This window comes from Rhizobium sp. BK529, from assembly GCF_014194105.1.
Classification (GTDB): domain Bacteria; phylum Pseudomonadota; class Alphaproteobacteria; order Rhizobiales; family Rhizobiaceae; genus Rhizobium.
Window position 1 is genome coordinate 271,747 of sequence record NZ_JACIAU010000003.1, and the last position, 17,667, is coordinate 289,413.

The 17,667-nt window shown below is 60.4% G+C and carries 21 protein-coding genes; 7 read left to right on the plus strand and 14 right to left on the minus strand.

Going from position 1 to position 17,667, the window contains the following annotated elements; translation table 11 throughout:
• The first annotated feature begins 2 nt into the window (after nt 1–2).
• From FHX08_RS21225 to FHX08_RS21240, 4 genes are all read left to right on the plus strand, one after another.
• A complete protein-coding gene (locus FHX08_RS21225; RefSeq protein ID WP_132656559.1) occupies nt 3–212 on the plus strand; it encodes a DUF1656 domain-containing protein in 210 nt (69 codons plus the stop codon).
• Nucleotides 209–1,072 (plus strand): HlyD family secretion protein, encoded by an 864-nt coding sequence (locus FHX08_RS21230; RefSeq protein WP_132656560.1) that lies wholly within the window; start codon nt 209–211, stop codon nt 1,070–1,072. Before FHX08_RS21225 ends, FHX08_RS21230 begins: the two co-directional genes overlap by 4 nt.
• A 432-nt stretch (nt 1,073–1,504) precedes the next feature.
• A complete protein-coding gene (locus tag FHX08_RS21235) occupies nt 1,505–2,209 on the plus strand; it encodes a GntR family transcriptional regulator (RefSeq protein ID WP_132656561.1) in 705 nt (234 codons plus the stop codon).
• A 160-nt stretch (nt 2,210–2,369) separates the two neighbouring features.
• Nucleotides 2,370–3,311 carry a dihydrodipicolinate synthase family protein gene (locus FHX08_RS21240; RefSeq protein ID WP_132656562.1) on the plus strand — a complete coding sequence of 314 codons (942 nt, stop codon included), beginning with the start codon at nt 2,370–2,372 and terminating at the stop codon, nt 3,309–3,311.
• Between the two features lie 107 nt (nt 3,312–3,418).
• Here FHX08_RS21240 and FHX08_RS21245 read toward each other — a convergent pair whose 3' ends face one another.
• Both FHX08_RS21245 and FHX08_RS21250 read right to left on the minus strand, forming a co-directional pair.
• Nucleotides 3,419–3,772: a helix-turn-helix domain-containing protein gene (locus FHX08_RS21245; protein WP_132656563.1), complete on the minus strand. Its 354-nt coding sequence runs from the start codon at nt 3,770–3,772 to the stop codon at nt 3,419–3,421.
• Between the two features lie 50 nt (nt 3,773–3,822).
• Entirely contained in the window at nt 3,823–4,023 is a 201-nt protein-coding gene (locus FHX08_RS21250) for a hypothetical protein (RefSeq protein WP_132656564.1), read from the minus strand.
• 86 nt (nt 4,024–4,109) lie between these two features.
• Here FHX08_RS21250 and FHX08_RS21255 point away from each other — a divergent pair, with 86 nt between their 5' ends.
• On the plus strand, nt 4,110–4,661 hold the full coding sequence (locus FHX08_RS21255) for a hypothetical protein (protein ID WP_246698356.1): 552 nt from the start codon (nt 4,110–4,112) through the stop codon (nt 4,659–4,661).
• Between the two features lie 2 nt (nt 4,662–4,663).
• The gene (locus tag FHX08_RS21260; protein WP_245508343.1) at nt 4,664–4,885 is read left to right on the plus strand and encodes a hypothetical protein; all 222 of its coding nucleotides are present in this window, start codon (nt 4,664–4,666) and stop codon (nt 4,883–4,885) included.
• A gap of 218 nt (nt 4,886–5,103) precedes the next feature.
• Here FHX08_RS21260 and solA read toward each other — a convergent pair whose 3' ends face one another.
• The 6 genes from solA to FHX08_RS21290 form a co-directional block, all read right to left on the minus strand.
• Nucleotides 5,104–6,234, minus strand: coding sequence for an N-methyl-L-tryptophan oxidase (gene solA / locus FHX08_RS21265; protein ID WP_132656566.1), 1,131 nt, complete (start codon nt 6,232–6,234; stop codon nt 5,104–5,106).
• 10 nt (nt 6,235–6,244) lie between these two features.
• Complete coding sequence (hutH, locus tag FHX08_RS21270) at nt 6,245–7,738, minus strand: histidine ammonia-lyase (protein ID WP_132656567.1); 1,494 nt, start codon at nt 7,736–7,738, stop codon at nt 6,245–6,247.
• A complete protein-coding gene (locus tag FHX08_RS21275) occupies nt 7,735–8,511 on the minus strand; it encodes an ABC transporter ATP-binding protein (RefSeq protein WP_132656568.1) in 777 nt (258 codons plus the stop codon). The genes hutH and FHX08_RS21275 overlap by 4 nt, the downstream gene beginning before the upstream one ends.
• Nucleotides 8,512–8,538: 27 nt before the next feature.
• A complete protein-coding gene (locus FHX08_RS21280; RefSeq protein ID WP_132656569.1) occupies nt 8,539–9,243 on the minus strand; it encodes an ABC transporter permease in 705 nt (234 codons plus the stop codon).
• Nucleotides 9,244–9,254: 11 nt separating this feature from the next.
• Complete coding sequence (locus FHX08_RS21285) at nt 9,255–9,980, minus strand: ABC transporter permease (RefSeq protein WP_132656570.1); 726 nt, start codon at nt 9,978–9,980, stop codon at nt 9,255–9,257.
• Nucleotides 9,981–10,084: 104 nt separating this feature from the next.
• On the minus strand, nt 10,085–10,927 hold the full coding sequence (locus tag FHX08_RS21290) for a transporter substrate-binding domain-containing protein (RefSeq protein ID WP_132656571.1): 843 nt from the start codon (nt 10,925–10,927) through the stop codon (nt 10,085–10,087).
• 190 nt (nt 10,928–11,117) lie between these two features.
• Here FHX08_RS21290 and hutC point away from each other — a divergent pair, with 190 nt between their 5' ends.
• On the plus strand, nt 11,118–11,873 hold the full coding sequence (gene hutC, locus FHX08_RS21295) for a histidine utilization repressor (protein WP_132656572.1): 756 nt from the start codon (nt 11,118–11,120) through the stop codon (nt 11,871–11,873).
• Between the two features lie 25 nt (nt 11,874–11,898).
• Here hutC and FHX08_RS21300 read toward each other — a convergent pair whose 3' ends face one another.
• The 6 genes from FHX08_RS21300 to hutG all read right to left on the minus strand — a co-directional run bounded on the left by FHX08_RS21300 (nt 11,899) and on the right by hutG (nt 17,667).
• A complete protein-coding gene (locus FHX08_RS21300; RefSeq protein ID WP_132656573.1) occupies nt 11,899–12,684 on the minus strand; it encodes an ABC transporter ATP-binding protein in 786 nt (261 codons plus the stop codon).
• Nucleotides 12,681–13,454, minus strand: coding sequence for an ABC transporter permease (locus tag FHX08_RS21305; protein WP_132656574.1), 774 nt, complete (start codon nt 13,452–13,454; stop codon nt 12,681–12,683). Before FHX08_RS21305 ends, FHX08_RS21300 begins: the two co-directional genes overlap by 4 nt.
• 59 nt (nt 13,455–13,513) lie before the next feature.
• Nucleotides 13,514–14,461, minus strand: coding sequence for an ABC transporter substrate-binding protein (locus FHX08_RS21310; protein WP_132656575.1), 948 nt, complete (start codon nt 14,459–14,461; stop codon nt 13,514–13,516).
• Nucleotides 14,462–14,582: 121 nt separating this feature from the next.
• Nucleotides 14,583–15,158 (minus strand): HutD family protein, encoded by a 576-nt coding sequence (locus tag FHX08_RS21315; protein WP_132656576.1) that lies wholly within the window; start codon nt 15,156–15,158, stop codon nt 14,583–14,585.
• A 3-nt stretch (nt 15,159–15,161) separates the two neighbouring features.
• The gene (gene hutU, locus FHX08_RS21320) at nt 15,162–16,850 is read right to left on the minus strand and encodes a urocanate hydratase (RefSeq protein ID WP_132656577.1); all 1,689 of its coding nucleotides are present in this window, start codon (nt 16,848–16,850) and stop codon (nt 15,162–15,164) included.
• A 16-nt stretch (nt 16,851–16,866) separates the two neighbouring features.
• Nucleotides 16,867–17,667 carry an N-formylglutamate deformylase gene (gene hutG, locus FHX08_RS21325; RefSeq protein WP_132656578.1) on the minus strand — a complete coding sequence of 267 codons (801 nt, stop codon included), beginning with the start codon at nt 17,665–17,667 and terminating at the stop codon, nt 16,867–16,869.

Consider the following 17,667-nt stretch of genomic DNA (forward strand, 5'->3'; position numbering starts at 1 on the left):
TCATGCCCGCAGAATTTGATGTTTACGGCGTCTATGTCCCACGCCTCCTTGTTCTCATGGTGCTGAGCTTCCTGCTGATCATCGTCGTCAGGCGGATCCTCGCCTGGCTCGGCGCCTATTCCCTCGTCTGGCACCGAGGTCTCTTCGACCTTGCCCTTTACGTGCTCGTCCTCGGAGCCGTCTCCTCTTTCACACGCTGGTACTTCGTATGAACTCCCTGAAATTCATTGGCCGCCTCATCGTCACCCTTGCCGTCGTCATCGCTGCGGTCTTCGCCGGCCGCGGGCTTTGGGGCCATTACATGGAAGAACCCTGGACGCGCGATGCGCGCCTGCGCGCCGATGTCGTCGGCATGGCGCCTGACGTTTCCGGTCTTGTGAGCGAGGTGCTCGTCACCGACAACCAGGCGGTCAAGAAAGGCGACGTCCTTTTCCGCGTCGACCGCGAGCGTTTCTCGATCGCGCTTGCCCAATCGGAAGCAGCCCTCGAGGGCAGCAAGGCCGCCCTCGACCAGGCACATCGCGAACGCGAGCGGCAGGAGCGGCTCGGCGAAGCCGCGTCCCTGCAACAGAAGGAACAGGCCCAGACAGCCGAGGAACAGGCCGAGGCCGCCTTCCGCCAGGCAACCGCCAACCGCGATCTCGCTGCGCTCAATCTGCAGCGCTCGGAAGTCAAGGCGACGGTCAACGGAACGGTTTCCAACCTCAGCCTGCGCCCGGGAGATTACGTCAGCGCCGGGACCGCCAAGATCGCGTTGATCGACACCGATTCGCTGCGTGTTGAAGGTTATTTCGAGGAAACCAAGCTGCCGCGCATCCATCCTGGCGACAGGGTTTCCATCCATCTGATGGGCCAGTCGCAAAGCCTTCAGGGCCATGTCGAAAGCATCGCAACCGGCATCGAGGATCGCGAACGCACTGCAGGCACCGGCCTTCTCGCCAACATCAATCCCACTTTCAGTTGGGTGCGCCTGGCCCAGCGCGTGCCGGTGCGCATCAGCATCGACAGGGTCCCCGATGATGTCCGCTTGATCGCAGGTCTGACCGCAACCGTCGAGGTGGGCAAGAGCTGATTGGGGTCTGCGGGTTCTGGGGTTTGGATTCTGTGCAGGGGTCTGCACAAGGGTCGATCCGGGCGAGCCTCAAAGGCTTCGCCAGCCCAATCTTATGACTGTGGCGAAGACGAACAACGACAATACCGGCGCTGTCTTCAATGGTGTAGACGATCAGATCCAAGTCCTCGTCGACAAATCGTGCATGGCGCGATCTTGTCATTTTGCTGCTGATCCCCCTGGATCAGGCATCGATATAGTCATCCTCGCCATATCGGATCTCCATGCCAAACATCCGATGGTTAAGAAGTGCGCCAGAGTGGATTGCGTTTACGTGGAGAGGAACATTTAAAATTCCATCTGCCGACAGAAAGTATATTCAAATTGAAGTACCTGCGTGGATTCGCTAGTAGAGTCGCACTGAACTCAGCTGCTTGAAAGGACGATGGACGCGTGGAGGAGACCGAAAGACAGCAACTGCACCGGCGCGGCTCCGGAGTATCGACGGTCTATGAGACGCTTCGAAACGAGATCATCGAATTGAAACTGCCGCCGGGCAGCCCGATCGACGAGCAGCATCTGTCCGATCGTTTTGCCCTGTCGCGAACACCGATCCGCGAGGCGCTCGTGCGGCTTGCCGCCGAGGGGCTGATCACGACGCTCACCAATCGCGCGACGATCGTCTCGAATATCGATTTCCTTGGCCTGCCGGAGTTTTTCGATGCGCTGACGCTGATGTACCGTGTGACGACACGGCTTGCCGCCAGCAATCATGCCGAAGGCGACATTGTCGCCATCCGCGTTCAGCAGAAGGCCTTCGAGGTTGCCGTTGCCAATCGTGACGTGCTCGGCATGATCGCGACCAATCGCGACTTTCACATCGCCGTCGCTCAGGCCGGCCGGAACCGATATTATGTCGAACTCTTCACCCGGCTATTGGACGAGGGACGCCGCATCCTCAGGCTCTATTATTCCTCCTTCAACGATGTCCTGCCGCGCCAATATGTCGGCGAGCATGAGGAAATGATCCAGGCGATCATCAATCGCGACGTGAGCCTTGCCGACAGCTTGGCATCGGCGCATGCAGACCAGATCGTCCGGCAGATCCGCTCCTACATCACCGCCGATTCCCGCCAGAATGCCGGGCTCGCACTGTAGTCGCTGCGAGATTCCCGCGACCGCGTTAGGAACGCGCTTCTATGAGCGCTGACGTAAAATTATACTTTGTATTTTTCTTGTCGACAAAAAGTCGGCAGAATGCTAGATGCCTTTTCAACCCCGCCGTTCCGGGGAGTTTCCAGATAACGAGAGATTGGCGATGACTGGTTCCGTATTCCAAGGCTGCATCCCGGCGCTCATGACGCCCTGCAAGGATGACCGTACCCCTGATTTCGACGCACTTGCCCGCAAGGGCAAGGAACTCATCGACGCCGGCATGTCCGCCGTCGTCTATTGCGGCTCGATGGGCGACTGGCCGCTGTTGACGGACGAACAGCGTCAGGAAGGCGTCAAGCGCCTCGTCGAGGCGGGTGTTCCCGTCATCGTCGGCACCGGTGCGGTTAATACCAAGTCGGCCGTGGCCCATGCCGCGCATGCGGCCGCCGTCGGCGCAAAGGGACTGATGGTCATCCCGCGCGTGCTGTCGCGCGGCTCGTCCGTTTCGGCCCAGCGTGACCATTTTTCGGCAATCCTGGAGGCTGCGAAAGGCTTGCCGGCAGTCATCTACAACAGCCCCTACTACGGCTTTGCGACGCGCGCCGATCTGTTCTTCGATCTGCGTTCGCGCTTCCCGAACCTCGTCGGCTTCAAGGAATTCGGCGGCAAGAGCGACATGACCTATGCGGCTGAAAACATTACTTCCGGCGATGACGCGCTGACGCTGATGGTCGGCGTCGACACCGGCGTCTATCACGGCTTCGTCAATTGCGGCGCCGGCGGCGCCATCACCGGCATCGGCAATGCGCTGCCAAAGGAAGTCCTGCATCTCGTCTCGCTCTGCGAAAAGGCCGCCAAGGGCGATGCCGCTGCCCGCAGCGCCGCCCGCGAGCTCGAAGAGGCGCTGATGGTTCTGTCGACCTATGACGAAGGTCCGGACCTCGTTCTGCACTACAAGTATCTGATGGTGCTGAACGGCGAGAGGGAATACACGCTGCATTTCAATGAGACCGACAAGCTCAGCGACTCGCAGCGCCGTCATCTGGAAAACCAGTATCGCCTATTTAAAACCTGGTACGCCGCGCGTTATCCGAAGGCAGCTTGAGGCTGAAAACCGGTTCGGCCCCGCAGTTTCCCTGCGAGGCCGCTCAATGCAGACGCCGCCTCATAAGGTCAGGGGGCGCCCGATTTCCGTCGCTGCGCGACACGGGGTCAGTTCGCGACATCCGCGGCGGTCAGAGAATGGATCAGCATCGTCAGACTGCGCCGGATCGTCTCATCGGAGATCCGACCGATTTCCTGCGCAAGATAGGCCGCCTCATCCTCGACACCAGCCCCCGCCTCGGTTTCGATGCCGCTGACGAACCAGCCGGCATTCACCTTCATGAAATCGCATAGACGGAGCATGACCGCGATCGACAGGCGGTTTGTGCCATTCTCGTATTTCTGAATCTGCTGAAACGCAACGCCGATATGTGCAGCCAGTTCGTTCTGTGTGATGCCACGCGCGGTGCGCACGGAGCGCAGTCTCTGGCCGATTGCCAAATTCAGTTCCTGATCTTTCATGCCTCTCCTTGAGGATTTTTGTGTAGACCGCAAAATTTTGCGAGCTGTCTTTACATGGTCGGCTTTTGAGACCCGCCCCCATCGGTCAAAAGCGTCAGTTGCTCTTTGAGTTGTCGCCGCTCCGTCTGAGACAGGCGGGCAATCTCGTTTTCCACGAAATTCGCAATAGCCCGCGGGTCGTCACCGAACCGGCGCGCCCCTTCTGCGCAGAGAGCCACGAAGGTCGTCATCGGATCAACAGGGTCTGTCATTTTTGAAATCCCCCCTGAAATCTTCGTCCTTCGCGTTGAAGGCGATCTGGGGTTGAAATGGGTTATAAAGACAAAGAGGCCGACCGATGGTGAACAAATATCCCAATCTCCGATGCCAAGTCGCAACGACTCCGGACCACGTTCGCGATGCGATGATCCTCAGAAGTATCTGCTTTGTCCATGAGCACGGTATCTCGCCCTCCTTCATCTTCGATGGCAATGATCATCAAGCCACGCATTTCGTGTTTTATGATGCCGAAGAGCCCATCGGTTCCCTTCGCATTCGCTGGTTCGCCGATTTTGCAAAGTATGAACGAACCTGTTTCCGAGAAAAGTACCGACACCCTTTTACGGTTAAGCGTTGCATTCAGATGACTTTCGATCATGTGGGGCGCAAGGGTTATAGGAAGGTTCTGATCCAGGCCGAGCAACGCCTTGCGCGGCTGTGGACCATTCTCTTCGATCTGGAGATCGTCGACAGTCCCCCGGTGGAGATTGCCGGCCATCCGGAGCCTTATCTGACCATTGTCGGCACGATTCCCGCCTCGTCTGACCCGATTACGATGGAGAGCTGCAGTGCGTTGCTGTTGCGCGTTGAAGGTCAGCGGGACGCACCGAGTTCGTTTGAGACAGTATGATCATGGCAGGTTTTGACAGGGCGGGCGACAAGTCCGCAACGGCGGCGCTGCAGGAGGAAATTCTGACCCGCACGAAGCTGCACACCGAACTGGTACGGCGTCTCGTTAATGATCCGACAGTTCAGCCGATCGAGCTTGCCGGCTTCCTCGAGGATGTCGCCAATGCTTGCCTTTCGATCTCGGAAGAGCTCAGCGAGATTGTGAAGAAGGCGCAGGAGCGATAGTTTCCAGCATCTTGCGCAGGCTCTCTTCCTGCTCGTGTCGGCCGGAGGGGAAGGTCAATCCCGTCCCAAACGATGGATTGGTCCTGAAAATATCGACGATCCAGTCGTAGACGGCGGCAACCGCCCATCAGACGCAAATCCATGCCATTCCGAACTGACTTATGATGACAGCCTACGCGTGACCTCGTCGGAGCCCCTGGTTCGGCAAGAGGGTTAATTCAGATCTTGGCAAAGGAAAAGGCGTCGATGGGCAGTCGGGTCTGCCCATGAAGTGCGAGGTCCGCCAGGATTTCACCGACGACGCTGGTAAATTTGAAACCGTGGCCTGAGCAGGGGGAGGCAACGACGACGTTCTTTTCGCCCGGCATATGGTCGAGAAGGAAATCCTCGCTCGGCAGCATCGTATAACGACAGGTCGTCGCCTTCGTGCGAAGACCTGCAGCACCCGGAACGCGTTTCTTGACGAAGCCGTCGAGCAGGGCGTTATCGGCATCATTGACGGGTGGGTTCGGTTTGTTGGGATCGATCGGTTCGCGGAAATGTGCGTGCTTGCCGATCTTAACGCCATCGACGCCGATGGCCGGGAAGCCGAAATAGGAGCCCCCCGCACCCTCGTCCCGCAGGAAACATGGCATTCGCTGCGGCTGCGTCGCAAAGCCATCCTGCGGCTGATACCAGGCAACCACCTGGCGGATCGGCACCGCGGCCTTTTTGAGCTGCGGCACGAGTTCGGCAATCCAGGATCCGGTCGCCACCACGATTTTTCCCGCGCGATATCGTCCGGTTTCGGACGTAATCGTCACTCCGGCATCATCGGGCTCGATCGCCGTCACCTTCTCGCCGAAATGCAGGGCTGCGCCATCCTCGACAGCCAATCTCAGATAGCCCATGACAGCCGCTTCCGGACGGAGATAGCCGCCCTGCGGGTCAAGCAGGCCGATCTCGTGCTCATCGAGCTGGAAAGCCGGAAAGCGGCGCGCCATCTCCGCCTTGTCGAGCACCTCATGGGCCAGTCCGTGCAGCTCGCAGGAGGAGCGCGTGCCGGAGACGACCTTGCCGTCGGGCGCGCCGATCTGCAGCACGCCTGTTATCGTCAGGATGTCAGTGCGCAATCGCGCCTCCAGCGATCGCCAGTTCTGATAGGCGCGCTTGAGCAGCGGCACATAGGACGGATCCTCGAAATAGCCGAGCCGGATGAGGCGGCTGTCGCCGTGCGAGGAACTCAGCGCATGGGCCGGAAAATAAGCGTCGAAACCGATCGCCTTGACACCGCGGGCGGCGAGAAAGGCGAGCGCGGCGCTTCCCATGGCGCCGAGGCCGATAACGGCGACGTCGAATCGAGCAGTCATGGAAATCTCCTCAGGGAATTGCCGGCGCCGCACTCTTGCGGAGCAATCCGCGGAGAGCCTCAATGTCGCGCGACAGCGGCCTGTCATCGGAATAGGGAGATACGACGGCGCGCACCGCCCGATAGATCATGTCCGTCCCGGCCGCCCTCTGGGCGGTACCAACCAGGAACTCATGGGCCTGTGCCGCCGCCATCAGTTCGATCGCCATGATATACTCGGCATTGTCGATCAGCGCGAGCAGCTTGTTGGCAGCCGCAGTCGGATGCGCCAGGAAATCCTCCTGCAGACCGGATGTTATGCCGCCATCGGTCGAAGCGGGTGCTGCAAGCCGCCGGTTTTCATTGGCAAGGGCTGCGGCTGTATATTGTGCGATCATGAAGCCGGAGTTGCTGCCCGCGTCACTTGCCAGGAACGGCGGCAGGCCGCTGACGAGCGGATTGACGAGACGGTCCGTTCGCCGTTCGCTCATCGCAGAGATCTGCGCAAGCGCCGTCGCAAGACTGTCGGCAGCCTGCGCAAGGGCAGGCGCGACCGCATGGGCTTCGGAGGAGACGATCGGCTCTTCCGGCGTGCCAGACACGGCGGGATTGTCGGTGACGGAGGCAAGTTCCTGATCGACGATCAGAGCCGAGACATCAAAGACATCGCGCGCAGCACCATGCGCATGCGGTATCGAGCGCAGGCTCAGCGCATCCTGTGTCCGTTTGCCGAGCGCGGCTGCGATCAATCCGCTGCCGGCAAGTCGGGCGCGCAGTGACGCACCGACACGGGCGATGCCCTCGGAGGGCCGCAATGCCAGAACCGCAGCGTCGAAGGCCGCCATCTGGCAGCCGGCCGCCTCAAGCGTGAGGCTTGCGATCGCATCGGCCCAGTCGAGCAACCGCTCAGCGCGGGCAAGCGCCACACTTGCAAGCCCAGTCGCACAGGCTGTGCCGTTGACGAGACTGAGACCCTCCTTGGCGCCAAGCACTAACGGTTCGAGGCCGATCGCGGCAAGTGCATCGCGGCCGCTCATGCGGCTGCCGTTGACGCTGGCGCTGCCTTCGCCGATCAGCACCAACGCATTGTGGGCATTGTGGGTGAGGTAACCTGCCGAACCCTTGGAGGGGACGTCGGGAATGCAGTTCTTTTCGAGAAAGGCGGCGAGATAGCGGACGATTTCGGGGCGCACGCCGGAATGGCCATGGGCAAAATTGGCGATTTGTGCGGCGATGATCGCACGCACCTCGCGCGGCGCCAGCAATTCACCGACGCCAACGGCATGACTGAGGATGATGTTGCGGGACAGTCTGCTTTGGGAGGCTCTGTCGACCACCGTATCCGAGAGCGCGCCGACGCCCGTATTGATGCCATAGGCCCTGACACCGGTCTCGACGATCCGCTCGACGATGCGGCTTGCCTTGATAATGCGGTCCCAGGCCGCCTGCGACAGGTCAAGCGTTTCGCCCGCGGCCACATCAGCAATATCGCGCCAGCCGGCAACCCGATCGATGGTGATGGTCATTGGCCGCTTCCGAAATGGCCGATGAACTGCCGGAAGGCCGGGGATGCACCGCCGCCGAACATTTCGTCCGGCGTGCCGCTGCTTTCGACCAGCCCTTCCCGCATGAAGACGACGCGGTTGGAGACATTGCGGGCAAAGCTCATTTCATGGGTGACGACCAGCATGGTCATGCCCTCTTCTGCGAGCGCGCGCATGACGCGCAGCACTTCGCCGACCAGTTCCGGATCGAGCGCCGAGGTTGGCTCGTCGAAGAGCATGACCTTCGGTTTCATGGCGAGCGAGCGGGCAATCGCTGCACGCTGCTGCTGGCCGCCGGAAAGATGCGCTGGATAGGCGTGACGCTTGTCGGCGATGCCGACCTTTTCCAGCAGCGCTTCCGCTTCGGCAATGCACTCGGCCCGTGGCCGCTTCAGCACATGGACCGGTCCTTCGATGACATTCTGCAGGATCGTCATATGGGACCAGAGATTGAAGGACTGAAAGACCATGCCGAGTTCGGAGCGGATGTGATCGACCTGCTTCTGGCTCGCCGGCTTCGTCTTGCCGTTCTTGTGGATCATCTGTATGTGTTCGCCATCGACCCAGATCTCGCCATCGCTTGCGATCTCCAGCAGGTTGATACAGCGCAGGAAGGTTGACTTGCCCGAGCCCGAGGCGCCGAGCAGCGAGATCACGTCGCCATCCTCGGCATCAAGCGATATGCCGCGCAGCACCTCATGGGTGCCGAAGCTCTTTCTGATATTGCGGACCGAAAGTCGGGTTACGCCGGGCATGGAAGCTCCAATCACGTTCAGTCGAGTTCAAGCCTTCAGCGCCGGCGGAATGGCGCGGCGATGTCGGGACAGCCAATATTCCAGGAGGGACATGGCCTGCAGGATGATGAAATTCAAAACGAGGTAGATGATGGCGGCGCAGAGGAAGACTTCCATCGTGCGGTAGGTCTGTGAGATCAGCCGCTGCGCGACGCCGGTCACTTCCCAGACCGTTACGAGGCTCGCAAGCGCGGTCGATTTCATCATCAGCACGATCTCGGTCGAGTAGGCGGGCAGCGCATGCCGGAAGGCGATCGGCGCCAGGATGCGGCGCACCATCAGGAAGCCCGACATGCCGATCGCGCGGGCTGCTTCGATCTCCTTCGGAGAGACGGCGCGGATGCCGCCACGGAAGATTTCCGCCGAGTAACCGGCGGTGCAGAGGGCCAGTGAAAGAATGGCGCAGACCATCGGCTCGCGCAGGAAAGGCCAGAGAAAGGAATAGCGGATGAAGCCGAACTGACCGAGGCCATAGAAGACCAGGAACATCTGGATCAGAAGCGGAGAGCCGCGAAAGACGAAGATGTAGCCCTTGGCGAAACCGGAGAGGATGGGATTGCCGCTGACACGCATTGTGACGATGACGAGCGCCAGCAGCCCACCGAAGAAGATCGACAGGAAGAACAGGATCAGCGTTGTCGGCACGGCTTTTAAAAGCGTGACCATGGTGCTGGCGAGGAAGGCGATATCCATGTGATCCCTCCCTATGCCTGACCCATGGCCGAGGCCGGCATGCTGCGATTGGCCTTGCGCTCGGCGCCGTTGAAGACGCGATCCGACAGGCTGGTCAGGATCAGATAGAGCGCGCCGCCGACGATGAAGAAGAGGAAATATTGCCGGGTCGAACCGGCGGCGACCTGGCTCGAGCGCATCAGCTCGGCAAGTCCGGTAACCGAAATCAGCGCCGAATCTTTCAGGCTCAACTGCCAGACGTTGCCGAGACCGGGAATGGCAAGGCGCAGCACCTGCGGAATGATAATGCGGCGGAATCTGAGGCCGCGATGCATGCCAATTGCCGACGCGGCCTCAAGCTCGCCTTTGGAAATGGCAAGATAGGCGCCACGATAGACTTCGGCCTGATAGGCACCGGAGATGATGCCGACGGCAAGCGCACCAGCGGCAAAGGACGGCAAGCCGAGGAAACCCTCATAGCCCATCGACTGGCCGATCGCGGTTACCGCCGAAGAGCCGCCGAAATAGATGAGGTAGATGATGAGCAGTTCCGGCACGCCGCGAAAGACCGTGGTGTAGACATGGCCGATCGTGGTGAGCATGACATTGCCGGAGAGTTTCGCGGCCGCGATGATCGCGCCGAGTACGGCCCCGATCGCCAGGGCCGTGGCGGTGACGCAGAGCGTCAGCAGGGCACCGAGGAGGAGGAACGCCCCCCATCCGGTTGAACCGAAACCAATGAGTTCGAGTGTCGCCATGGGCCTTCCCAGCGCTGTCTTCGTCGTGATGAGGGGCAGTCAGAATAGCACGTGGTCTCCGATCGGAAAGCGGAGACCACGGAACGCGGCTTTATGTCGAAAGCTTAGTTCTGCGGGCTGACGTCGACCTTAAACCACTTCATGGACAGGTTCTTGACCGTGCCGTCGGCAAGTGCGGACTTGATCGCCTCACTGAACTTGTCGCGCAGGTCCGTATCGGCCTTGCGGATGCCGAGACCCTCGCCTTCGCCCCAGATCGAGCCGACGATCTCCGGACCGGTGAAGGCGAGCGTGTCGTTGGCAGATGCAAAGGCGTTGGCGAAGTAGACGGCGTCGTCGAAGCCGAGGTCGATACGGCCGTTCTGCAGATCGAGGTCGCGGTCGGCCCCCGTCTTGTATTCGCGGATTTCGGCGATGCTGCCGAAATTGTCATAGACGAACTTGGCATAGACGGTAGCCGCCTGGATGCCGATCGTCTTGCCTTTGAAGGCTTCCTTCAGAGCTTCGATTTCCTTCACGCCGGTCTGGCCCGGCGTCATCTTGATCGTCGCGCCGGTACCGGCCGCGTTAGCGAGCGGGCTGTCTTTGGCGGTGGCGAAGGCTGCCGGTGTCGCGGCATAGGGGACTGTGAAGTCGATGACCTGCTTGCGCTCATCGGTGATCGACAGCGCGTCCATGATGACGTCGAACTTGCCGGCGTTCAGCGCCGGGATCATGCCGTCCCAGTCGGATGCGACGAGCGTGCATTCGATTTTGGCGCGTTCGCACAGAACCTTGGCGAGTTCCGGTTCGAAGCCGCCGAGCGTGCCGTCGGCATTGGTGAGGTTCCAGGGAGCGTAGGCGCCTTCGAGCGTGATGGTCGCCTTCGTCCAGTCCTTGGCGGCAGCCGGGCCTGCAAAGGCGGCTGCCGTCAGCGCGCAGGAAAGAATAGCAGTGCTGAGCTTCATTAATGTGATCTCCTCTGAGATTGGACAGACCTTGCGGCATGAATGCCGATCTTCGCCGGCTTGCCCACCTTGATCCGCTATTCAATTTCAGATCGGCAGGTTGTATAGGGTACCATATGAAAAATTTTGTGATATGCAAGAGGAAAGTCGGATTAAAGGGCAGATTCCATTCTTGCAAAGGGAATAGGCAATGAAGCGTCCCAACGAGATGAAACGTGAGCTGGCGGAAAACGATAGTGCGCCCCTCTATGCCGGCGTCAAGCAGGTTATTCTCGACCGGATCCGCAGCGGTGAATGGCCCCCACGCTATCGCGTGCCCTCTGAAAACGAGCTGGTGGTGGAGCTCGGTGTCTCCAAGATGACCGCCAACCGGGCGCTGCGCGAGCTGGCGAATGAAGGCGAGCTCGTGCGCATCCAAGGAGTCGGATCCTTCGTTGCCGAACGCAAGGGTCATTCGGCACTTTTCGAGGTGCGCAACATCGCCGACGAGATTGCCGAGCGCGGCCATATGCATGAGGCCGATGTCATCGTTCTGGCCGAGGAAGCGGCATCTCCCGACATTGCTGATGCACTCGAGCTTGCCATCGGTGCGCCGGTTTTCCACTCGCTGATCGTTCACAGCGAGAATGGTGTTCCTGTCCAGATCGAGGACCGCTTCGTCAATCCGGGCGCCGCACCTGACTACCTGATGCAGGATTTTTCGACACTGACGCCGAATGCCTATTTGACGGCGGCCGCTCCCTTGAGCGGCTCGGAACATATCGTCGAAGCGGTGACGCCGCGGGCCTGGGAATGCAAGTTCCTGACCATCCTGCAGAACGAGCCCTGCCTTGCGATCCGCCGCCGGACCTGGTCGGCCCGCCAGGTCGTCTCCATGGCGCGCCTCGTCTATCCAGGAAACCGCTACCGGCTGGAAACGCGCAGCGGCAAGATCTTCGAGGAGTAGGCTGGTTGTATATACTAGCTAACGGTTATCCGTGTTCGGCGGCGGCAATCGCTTCGCTGCGAATATCTTCCGTCAGCTTGAGGCGCAATTCCGAAAATTCGGGGCTTGCCTTGATCGTGTAATGGCGCGGATGCGGAAGGTTGACCGGCGTGATCGATTTGATCTTTCCGGGACGCGCCGTCATCGTGACGACGCGTGATGCCATGAAGACGGCCTCCTCGATGTCGTGCGTGACGAAGATCACGGTCTTCTGCTCCCGTTCCCAGATGCCGAGCAGCAATTCCTGCATCAAGCCGCGCGTCTGATTGTCGAGCGCGCCGAAGGGTTCGTCGAGCAACAGGATCTTCGGATTGTTGGCGAGCGCCCGGGCAATCGCGGTTCTTTGCTGCATGCCGCCGGACAGTTGCTTGGGCCAATGATTTTCGAAGCCGCGCAAGCCGACCTTGGCGACGTAGCTTGCGACGATCTCGTTCTTGTCTTTCTCCGCCATACCCTTTTCGCGCAGGCCGAAGGCAATGTTGTCGCGCACCGTCAGCCAGGGAAAAAGCGTATAGGATTGGAAGACCATACCGCGATCGGCGCCCGGTCCCTTCACCTCGCGCCCTTCCAGTGTGACCGTGCCTGTCGAGGGGAAGTCGAGGCCGGCGATAATGCGCAGCAGCGTCGATTTTCCGCAGCCGGAGGGGCCAAGCACCGTCACAAAATCGTTTTTGGCGATGGCGAGATCGGTCGGCTGCAAGGCGAGCGTTGGTAAGCCGCCGCGTACGCCGGGAAAAGTGCGGCTCACGCCCTTGATGACGAGTTCGCTCATGCGAGCCTCCACGCAAAGAGCCATCGGTTCAGCCATTTGAAGGCAAAGTCGGAAATGAGGCCGATCAGCCCGATGACGATGATGCCGAAAATGATCTGGCCGGTGGCAAGCAGCGCCTGGCTGTTGATGATCATGTAGCCGATGCCGGACGAAGCCCCGATCAGTTCGGCGACGATGACATAGGTCCAGGCCCAGCCGAGTACGAGGCGCAGGATTTCGGCAATATCGGGTGCGTTTGCCGGAATGAGTACGCGGCGCACGACGCCGTTATCGCCGGCTCCGAGCGTATAGGCGGCCTCGACGAGATCGCGCCGGGTGCCGGACACGGCAACCGCGACCATGAGAACGATCTGGAAAACGGCGCCGATGAAGATGACGAGCAGTTTCTGCGTCTCGCCGATGCCGGCCCACAGAATGAGCAGTGGCACGAAGGCCGATGCCGGCAGATAGCGTGCGAAGGAGACAAAGGGTTCGAGCAATGCTTCGATCGGCTTATAAGCACCCATCAGGATGCCGAGCGGCACGGCGACCAGCGCCGAGAGGATGAAACCGCCAACGACACGCCAGACCGTCATGCCGATATCGAAGAGGAAACCTTGGTTGACGAGCAGGTCATAGCCGTCCTGCACCATGGTGATCGGATCGGCAAGAAAGGTCTTCGACACATAGCCGCCAAGCGTTGCATAGCCCCACGCGGCGAAGAAGACAACGAAGAACAACAGGCCGAAGAGCAGCCGGCTGCCCGAGCCAATAGGTTGAAGTGGACGCATGCAGTGCCTTGCCGGAAAACAGGGAGCGCTCACTTGGGCGCTCCCTGCATTTGTGCCTGTTATTGAATGAAGGAGGGGTCGGCGAGCGTCGAAAGGTCCGGTTTTGCCTTGATGACGCCAGCCTGCAGCAGAAGATCTGCTGCCTCCTCATTGAAGCTCTTGAAGGTGGTCTTGAAGAAGTTCTGGGCCGCGGCCTTGTCCTGCCATTCGAGATAGGCGGCCGATTCGCCGAATTCCTTGCCGGACTGCTTCACATCCTTGCCCATGATCTCAAAGGACTTATCCTTGTCGGTCTTGATCATTTCAAGCGCGTCGTAATAGCTCGCAGCGAGCGCCTTGGCGGCCTCCGGATTGTTCTTCAGGAAAGCGGTGGTGCAGCCGAACGTGTCCATGACGGCGGGATAGTCGAGGGTCGTGGCAATGATCTTGCCCTTGTCCGGCGCATTTCGAATGCTGGAAAGATAGGGCTCATAGGTGACAGCAGCATCGTTCTGGCCGGCAAGCAGCGCCTGGGCTGCCGGACCCGGCTCCATGTTGACGACCTTCACATCCTTCACGCTGAGGCCGTTCTTGGCGAGAATGAAGGCGAGCAGGAAATAGGGGGACGTGCCAGGCGCGGAGGCAGCGACCGATTTGCCCTTGAGATCTGATATCTTTTCGATACCGGGCTTTGCTGCAATGCCATCTGCGCCATGCGAAACATCGAGCTGGAAGATCTGCGTGGTTGCAACGCCGGCTGCGTTCCAGACGATCCAGGTTTCCACCGTGGTTGCGGCGCACTGGATGTCGCCGGAGGCGAGCGCCAGATGCCGGCTCGCCTGAGGCACTTTGGTAATGGTGACATCGAGCCCATGCTTCTTGAAGATGCCGGCTTCCTTGGCGAGCGTCAGCGGCGCGAAGCCGGTCCAGCCGGAAATGCCGATCGCAACCTTCGTATCTGTGGCGTGGGCGGCTGTTGCGGCGAGGACCGCAGCAAAGGCAGCGGCAAAAATCCCTGTTTTTTTCATGATCCGAAGTTCCCTGCTCTTATTTTAGGCGCCCTTGCTGGGTGCCCATTAAATGTATTTAACGCATGCCCGCCTTGTTTTGTCTAGACATTATAATGCCGCTGCGGCGGGATAGACGTCGTCAGATCGCTGCGATGGTGATCGCGTAGAGCAGGCCATCGCCGCGCAGTTGCAGGGATTCACCACCAGCCTCTTCGAGCAGCAGCGCATCGCCGGCGGCGAGAGCGATCTTGTCATTCGCAAGATCAATGTCCATTTGCCCGCGATGGCAAAGGAGAAGCGACTCTCCGCCTGTCAAAGACAGTCCTTGCCGCCCGTCGACGACGAGGCGCAGCACGGTATGCCGGAGCTTGTCCCGTCTGGTCATCACATTGAGATCGGTGATTCCGCCATCGGTCAGTTCGGCGGTAATGGGTACATCTGCCGGAAAGATAAGCGGATCGCTTTCCTGCGTCAGGAGCACCGGTGAACGCCCTTCGATAAAGAGCCGCATGCCATTGCCCTCCAGGATCGACAGCGTGCGGTCGATGCCTGGAAAGACGGAGAAGGGCCCATTGGTGGCAACTGTCGCCATGCTGACTCGCCAGTCAAAGTCGGCGAGCCTTGCGCCCGGTGGCGAAATCGCGATTTCCACCGTTTCGCCACCACCGTTCTTCCACTCCATGCGCTTGTGATCGGCGGCGCGCAGGACCCTCATGGCTCAGTTTCCAAGGATGCCGGGCAGGCGAAGGCCCTTTTCTTTGGCGCAGTCGATGGCGATGTCATAGCCGGCATCGGCGTGGCGCATGACGCCGGTTGCCGGATCATTCCAGAGAACGCGTTCGAGACGGCGAGCCGCATCGTCAGTGCCGTCGGCGCAGATGACCATGCCGGAATGCTGCGAGAAGCCCATGCCGACGCCGCCGCCGTGGTGCAGTGATACCCAGGTGGCGCCCGATGCGGTGTTGAGCAGCGCGTTCAGGAGCGGCCAGTCGGACACCGCATCAGAGCCGTCCTTCATCGCTTCCGTTTCGCGGTTCGGCGAGGCGACGGAACCGGAATCCAGATGGTCGCGGCCGATGACGACAGGCGCCTTGAGTTCGCCGTTCCTGACCATCTCGTTGAAGGCAAGGCCGAGTTTGTGGCGGTCGCCCAGACCGACCCAGCAGATGCGCGCCGGCAGTCCCTGGAAGGCGATGCGCTCCTTCGCCATGTCGAGCCAGTTGTGCAGGTGCTTATTGTCCGGCAACAGCTCCTTCACCTTGGCATCGGTCTTGTAAATATCTTCCGGATCGCCAGACAGGGCCGCCCAGCGGAACGGACCGATGCCACGGCAGAAGAGCGGGCGGATATAGGCCGGTACGAAGCCGGGGAAGGCGAAGGCGTTTTCCAGGCCTTCGTCCTTGGCGACCTGGCGGATGTTATTGCCATAATCGAGCGTCGGCACACCGGCGTCCCAGAAGGCGACCATGGCTTCGACATGCGCCTTCATCGAGGCGCGGGCTGCCGCTTCCACGGCCTTCGGATCGGTTTCGCGCTTCGCCTTGGCTTCCGCAACCGTCCAGCCGACCGGCAGGTAGCCGTTGCGCGGATCATGCGCCGAAGTCTGGTCGGTGACGATATCCGGACGCGGGCCGCCAGCCTTCATGCGGGCCACCAGTTCCGGGAAGATTTCAGCGGCATTGCCGACGAGGCCGACCGACTTTGCTTCGCCGGCCTTGGTCCAGCGCTCGATCTTCTCCAGCGCCTCGTCCAGCGTATGAGCCTTTTCGTCGACATAGCGGGTGCGCAGGCGGAAATCGATGCGGGTTTCGTCGCATTCGACGGCAAGGCAGCAGGCGCCGGCCATGACGGCGGCAAGCGGCTGGGCGCCGCCCATACCGCCGAGCCCGCCGGTCAGGATCCATTTACCCTTGAGATCGCCATTATAGTGCTGGCGCCCGGCCTCGACGAAGGTCTCATAAGTGCCCTGCACGATGCCCTGCGTGCCGATATAGATCCATGAGCCGGCCGTCATCTGGCCGTACATGGCAAGCCCCTTCTTGTCGAGTTCGTTGAAATGATCCCAGGTCGCCCAGTGCGGCACGAGATTGGAATTGGCGATCAGCACGCGCGGCGCATCCTTGTGGGTGCGGAACACGCCGACTGGCTTGCCGGACTGCACGAGCAGCGTCTCGTCCTCGTTCAGCGTCTTCAGGGTGGCAGCGATGCGGTCGAAATCGTCCCAGGTGCGCGCGGCACGGCCGATACCGCCATAGACGACGAGCTCATGCGGGTTTTCGGCAACGTCAGGGTCGAGATTGTTCATGAGCATACGCAGCGGCGCTTCAGTCATCCAGCTCTTGGCGTTGAGCTCTGGCCCGCGGGGGGCGCGGATCTCGCGGATATTGTGGCGCGGGTTTACGGTCATGATGATGTTCCCTTGTTTAGCGTTTCAGACCGAGCGCGATCTCTTCGATCCGCGTCAGAATGGATTTGAGATGGATGCGCAGATTGTCGGCTTTTTCGGTGTCATAGGCGAAGGGCGGCGCTTCGCTTGCAAGATGCGTGGATTGGGCGAGCTCCATCTGGATGGCATGGACGCCGGCTTCCGGCCTGCCGTAATGGCGCGTTGTCCAGCCACCCTTGAAGCGGCCGTTCAGGATGCTGTCGTAGCCTGCTGCCGCCGATGCGATGGCGATGGTCGCCTCTTCGATCATCCGATCACAGGTCTTGCCCATATCCGTGCCGATATTGAAATCCGGCAGCTTGCCCTCGAAGAGGAAGGGAATATGGGAGCGGATCGAGTGGCAATCATAGAGAACGGCGATGCCGTGAATGGATTTCACCCGCTCGATCTCGGCCGCCAGGGCGGCATGGTAGGGCGCATGGAAATCGCGCAGCCGCTTGGCGATATCGTCCTCGGTCGGAGCCGCGCCATCCTTCCAGATCGTCTTGCCGTCGAAATCCGTCTCCGGGATCAGCCCGGTCGTGTTCTGGCCGGGATAGAGGCTCGTACCGGACGGATCTCTGTTCGCATCGATCACGTACCGATGGAACGTGGCGCGCACGGTGGTCGGCTTGTCGAGCAGCCCGTCATAAAGCTGGTGGATGTGCCAGTCGGTATCGGCAAGCAGCCGACCATTTTCGTTCAGGCGCTCCCAGATATCAGGCGGGACCTCGGTGCCGGTATGGGGAAAGCCGAGGATGACGGGTGAGGTGCCTTGCTTGACCTCGAAAACGGACAT